We start from the raw sequence: 5,493 nt of genomic DNA on the forward strand, positions 1-5,493 counted from the left end.
TTATGCGTCACGATCACCACCGTCACGTCGCGCCGCAGCTCGTAGATCAATTCCTCCACCTTCTGCGTGCTGATCGGGTCGAGCGAGGCCGTCGGCTCGTCGAGGAGGAGCACTTCCGGATCCGTCGCGAGCGCGCGCGCGATGCAGAGCCGCTGCTGCTGCCCCCCGGAGAGGCCCATCGCCGGGTCGTCGAGGCGATCCTTGACCTCGTCCCAGAGCGCCGCCTCGCGGAGAGATTTCTCCACGCGCTCCGCCATCTGGGAGCGGCGCACGATCCGGTTGATCTTCAGGCCGTAGGCGACGTTCTCGTAGATCGACTTCGGAAAGGGGTTGGACTTCTGAAAGACCATGCCGACGCGGCGCCGGAGGTCCACGACGTCGACGCCCCCCGTGTAGATGTCGATCCCGTCGAGCAGCACCTCGCCAACGACGCGGGTCCCCGGAATGATGTCGTTCATCCGGTTGAAACAGCGCAGAAAAGTCGATTTTCCGCATCCCGACGGGCCGATCAGAGCCGTCACCGAGTTCTCGGCGATCGCCAGCGAGATGCCGTGGAGCGCCTGCGCCTCCCCGTAGAAGAAGTCGAGGCCGCGGGACTCCATGCGGATCACGCTCTCCGGCGCCTCGGAGGCGACGAGCTCGGGACCGCGTTCGACCGCGATTCCGGGCCGGGGAGGTGCGGCTTCGGTCGTCATCATCGGATCACCCCACGTTCATCCGTTCGAGACGCCGCGTCACGACGCGGGCCAGAACGGAGAAGACAAAGACCAGTGCGACGAGCACGAGCGCGCCCGCCCAGGCCTGCCGGTGCCAGTCATCGTACGGGGAGAGCGCATACGTGTAGATCTGGACCGTGAGCGAAGCCGTCGGCTGGTCGAGCCGAGGGCTCCAGAACTGGTTGTTCAGGGCGGTGAAGAGGAGGGGCGCCGTCTCTCCCGCGATCCTCGCCAGCGCGACGAGAATTCCCGTGAGGATTCCGGGCAGCGCCGCCGGCAGGATGATCGTGAACGTCACCCTCGCCCGGCTCGCGCCGAGAGCGAGACCGCCCTCCCGAAGGCTCTGCGGCACGAGGTTGATGAGCTCCTCCGTCGAGCGCGTGATGATCGGGATCATCATGATCGCGAGCGCCACGCCCCCCGCGATCGCGGAGAACCGCCTCATCGGGAGAACGACGAGACCGTACGCGAAGATTCCGACGACGATCGAGGGAATTCCGTTCAGCACGTCGGCGGCGAACCGGACCGACGACGCGAGCGGCGTGCCCTTGTATTCCGCGACGTGGATCCCGGCGAGCATCCCGACCGGCACGGCGATCGCGGAGGCGATGAAGATCAGTTTGATCGTGCCGACGATCGCGTTCGCCATCCCGCCTCCCGTCTCGCCGACCGGTTTCGGGAGCTTCGTGAAGAAGTTCCAGTTCAGCGCCGTCAACCCCTTGCTCAGGATGTAGAAGAGCACGAACGCGAGCGGCACGAGGGCGAGAACGACCGCGGCGGCGCAAGCGGCGGTCATCATTCGGGAGACGATCCGGCGTCTCTTCGCGGACGACGGCGCCTCCGCGCCGGCCCGGGAGCTCACGCCGCCTCCGGCGCCGCGGCGGCAGCGGACGCGGGCTCGATGCGGCGCTTCGGCGCCCGCCCCGTCGACCAGATGAGCACCCGCGACAGCACGTTGATCACCAGCGTGATCACGAAGAGCACGAGGCCGATCTCCGTCAGCGCCTGCAGATAGAGGTCCCCGGTCGCCTCCGAGAACTCGTTGGCGATCACCGCCGCCATCGAATACTGGGGAGCGAAGAGCGAGAGGGAGGCCTGGGGGTTGTTGCCGATCACCATCGTCACCGCCATCGTCTCGCCGAAGGCGCGGCCGAAGCCGAGGATGATCGCGCCGAAGATCCCCGTCCGCCCGCAGCGCAGCGCCACCTTGATCGCCTCCCAGCGCGTCGCGCCGAGAGCGTAGGCGGCTTCGCGCTGGGTCAACGGAACGGCGCGCAGGACCTCTCTCGAAACCGACGAGATGAACGGAACGACCATGATCGTCAGGATCAGGCCGGCCGAGAGCATCCCGATCCCGTACGGGGGTCCCGCGAAAATGGGAAGGCGATGGAGGGGCGTCTTCGAAACGAGCGTCTCGAACTTCCGGACGATCGGCACGAGGACGAAGATTCCCCAGACGCCGTACACGATCGAGGGGATCGCCGCGAGGAGCTCCGTCAGGAACGCCAGCGGCCGGCGGAACCGGTTCGCCGAGATCTCGGAGACGAAGATCGCGATCCCGAGCGCGATCGGCGTCGCGAACACGATCGCGAAGACCGACGAATACACGGTTCCCCAGATGAACGGCAGCGCTCCGAACTCCCCCGAGACGGGGTCCCAGTCGGAGGTCCTCCAGAAATTCCAGCCGAACTTCCGGATCGGGAGGGTCGAATTCCGGAAGAGCTCGAAGCCGATCGCGGCCACGACGAGGAGGACCAGCAGAGCGAAGAGCGCGGTCCCGAGACGGAACCCGCCGTCGTCGCGCTCGCGACGGCGGCGGGTCCGACGAAGAAGGGAACGACGCCTCATCGACGAGGGGAAGGCAGGGCGATCCTCACTTCACCCGCGCCAGGGCCGCTTCCTCGAGGGTCACGACCTGAGGCGGCAGCGGGGCGTACGCGAGCTCCGGGCAGTACCTCTGCCCGTCGTGGAGCATCCAGTGGACGAAGTCCGTCAGGATCTTGCCCTTCGTCTTGTCCTTCTGGTTCTGGTAGACGAGGAGCCAGGTGAACGAGGAGATCGGATAGGAATCCGGCCCGGGGGCATTCGTGATCGAGACCCGGAAATCCTTCGGCATCGCGTTGGCCGCGCCGGCGGCCGCGGCGGTCACGCCCGCGAGGGACGCCTTCAGGAACCGTCCCGACATGTTCTGCACGAGACCGAAGTCGATCTTGTTCTGGATCGCGTAGATCAGCTCGACGTACCCGATCGAGCCCGGCTGCTGCTTGACCTGTCCGGCCACGCCCTCGTTCCCCTTGCCACCGACGCCGACGGGCCACTTGAGGGACGTGTTCACGCCGACTCTCTTCCTCCACTCGGGCGAAACCTTCGCGAGATAATCCGCCCAGATGTAGGTCGTGCCCGAGCCGTCGGCGCGGTGGACGCAGGCGATGTCCGTGGCCGGCAGCCTGACCCCCGGGTTCAGAGCGGTGATCGCCCGGTCGTTCCACTTCGTGATCTTCCCGAGATAGATGTCGGCGAGCACCGGTCCGGTGAACTTGAGCTCCGCCTCGACCCCCGGGATGCTGTACACCGGTACGACCGCGCCCATCACGGTCGGGAAGTGCATGATCCCGGGAGCGCCCTGCATCTGCTCCGGCGTCATCGGACCGTCGGACGCTCCGAAGTCGACCGTTCGCTCGGTGATCTGCCGGATGCCGCCGCCCGAGCCGATCGACTGGTAGTTGATCTGCACGTTGGGATGGATCTTGTGGTACTCGGAAAACCACTTGGAATAGATCGGGTACGGGAACGTGGCGCCCGCGCCGTTCAGCTGGATCGTCTGCGCGCCGGCCGGGAGAGCCGCGGCCGCGGCGACCACGGCGGCGGCGAGAAGATTGGCGACGGGATTCCTCATTTTCCTCTCCTCAATCGAAAGCGTGAAATCGCACTTTGAAATCTGCTTTAAATTCGAGTGAACTAGAACGTAAACTGCGTGTGAAGCGCCCAGCGCTCCTCCTTCGGCTTCCCGAGCTCGGCGTCGTACTTCACCTGCTCGTAGTCGGCCATCAGCGTCGCGGCGACTCCCTTCATCACCGGGAACCAGTAGGCCACGCCGGCGATCGTGCGCTTCTTCTTCGCGCTCACGTCCTTGTTCGGCTTGAGCTCGTCGTAGCGCAGGAGCCCTTCGAGACCGAACGTCGTCCGCGGCGTCGCCCAGGCGGACCAGCCCTGGCCGTTCACGTCCGCCGCGGAGGGCGTCTTCTGGTCTTTCGTATCGACCCAGTCGAAACCGGCGTTGACGTACTTGTATTCGAACGTCGCGTTGGCGAGGAAACGCTGCTTCTTCGCATCCTTCACGTAGTCGTCGCCGTCGTAGAAGACCGCGAGCCGAAGCCCCCGGAGGACGTCGACGCCGGGCGCCGGACGGATCGAGAGGCGCGCCTGGAACGCTTTCTGGTCGTTGGCCGCGCTCTGGTCCGCCTGGCTGCCGTACCCCTCGCCGTTGTAGACGCCGAGGTGAATGTCCCCGTAGCTGGAAGGAAGCTCGTAGTGGCCGGCGATCGCGTAGTCGGACGACGTGAGAATCGACTCGCGGTCCACGAAGACGGGGCCCTGGAAACGGTAGCGGTAGATCCCTTCCTCGTAGTCGATCCACGGCGTCGTCTGGAGACCGATCCGCGCCCAGGTGCCCTTGCCGATCCACTCGTCGAAGTTGATCTGGCCGTAGGCGTACTTGAGACGAACGACGCTCGAGCCGAAGAGCGCCGGGTCGTTGGAATTCGTGTCGGCCCGGACGTCCGTCGTGATCCGGGCGGAGAGCATGTGGGAGATGTTCGCGAGAACGTTGACGTAGGCGCGGCTGACGTTGAAGGAGTTCGGATGGATCGTGTTTCCCGCGGAGTCGGCCGTCGTGGGTTTGTCCGTGTACGTGTAGTCCGCGAAGATGACGCCGCCGACCTTGAAGCTGGGCGTGTCGTCGACGGGGTCGTACCCCTTCGCGGGCGTGACCTGCGCCCGGGCGCTTCCCGCCAGGAAGACCGCCGCGAGCGCCGCGGCGGGCAGAGCCATCCTGAAGTTGCTTCGCATCGAGTTTCTCCTCCTTTTCGAGGAGGAAATGTATGGGGGATCGGTTTTCGAAAAAAGAAGAGCATGTAAATTCGGCATGAAGGGGGGAATCCGCCGACGGCGGCGAGCGGCGCCGGCGACCTGCATTTCCCGCCGGGCGCCTTCTCTTTTCCCCCCTCTCTCCGGTTTCCCCCGCTCTCTCCGGCGCGCGGATCGGGAAAAGGTTTTTGCCGGTCAGGCGGGCGGGCGGAGCGAGCCGGGCGTTTCCGCGTCGCGCGCGAACGCGGGCCGGATGCGGCGGACGACCTCCCAGGCGGCGTGGCCGGCGAGCGACCCCGCCGGCCGCTGCTGCGACCAGGCGACCGAGAGGCGAAAGCCCGACTCGACGAACAGATAGACGCCGAACAGCAGGACCGTCTCGGGAAGCGGGAGGAGCACGGTCCCGGCAATCGCGCGGATCGTCAGCGAGAAGGTGCAGAGGAATCCGAACACGAAGAGCGGGAGGGCGGAGATCAGCGTCAGGAGACTCGCCGGCGCGTCGTATTCGTGCTCCCAGCGATCCTGGACTTCCGCGGGAAGATGGCCCGCCAGAATAGACAGGAACAGAAGGATCCGGCGCCTGCGGCGCCGAAGCCCATCGTCGATCCTCGCCCGCGCGCGCCGGGCCTCGCTCGTTTCGTCGTAGGGCTCGAGAACGCGGATCGTGTGGCGGTCCTCCCACGGAGAAAGC

6 protein-coding genes are annotated in these 5,493 nt (G+C 66.1%); all 6 read right to left on the reverse strand.

The genetic code is table 11. The features are described from left to right. Nucleotides 1-602 (reverse strand): phosphate ABC transporter ATP-binding protein (locus VFS34_15195; GenBank protein HET9795797.1); only part of this gene is annotated, 602 nt, incomplete at its 3' end. 100 nt (nucleotides 603-702) lie between these two features. After that, nucleotides 703-1,578 carry a phosphate ABC transporter permease PstA gene (pstA, locus tag VFS34_15200; GenBank protein HET9795798.1) on the reverse strand — a complete coding sequence of 292 codons (876 nt, stop codon included), beginning with the start codon at nucleotides 1,576-1,578 and terminating at the stop codon, nucleotides 703-705. Continuing rightward, nucleotides 1,575-2,564: a phosphate ABC transporter permease subunit PstC gene (pstC, locus tag VFS34_15205; protein ID HET9795799.1), complete on the reverse strand. Its 990-nt coding sequence runs from the start codon at nucleotides 2,562-2,564 to the stop codon at nucleotides 1,575-1,577. The genes pstA and pstC overlap by 4 nt, the downstream gene beginning before the upstream one ends. 25 nt (nucleotides 2,565-2,589) lie before the next feature. Then, nucleotides 2,590-3,612: a phosphate ABC transporter substrate-binding protein PstS gene (pstS, locus tag VFS34_15210; GenBank protein HET9795800.1), complete on the reverse strand. Its 1,023-nt coding sequence runs from the start codon at nucleotides 3,610-3,612 to the stop codon at nucleotides 2,590-2,592. 62 nt (nucleotides 3,613-3,674) lie between these two features. Next, entirely contained in the window at nucleotides 3,675-4,784 is a 1,110-nt protein-coding gene (locus tag VFS34_15215; GenBank protein ID HET9795801.1) for a porin, read from the reverse strand. 213 nt (nucleotides 4,785-4,997) lie between these two features. Next, a partial coding sequence (locus VFS34_15220) for a hypothetical protein (protein ID HET9795802.1) occupies nucleotides 4,998-5,493 on the reverse strand: 496 nt, incomplete at its 5' end.

The organism is Thermoanaerobaculia bacterium (assembly GCA_035717485.1).
Classification (GTDB): domain Bacteria; phylum Acidobacteriota; class Thermoanaerobaculia; order UBA5066; family DATFVB01; genus DATFVB01.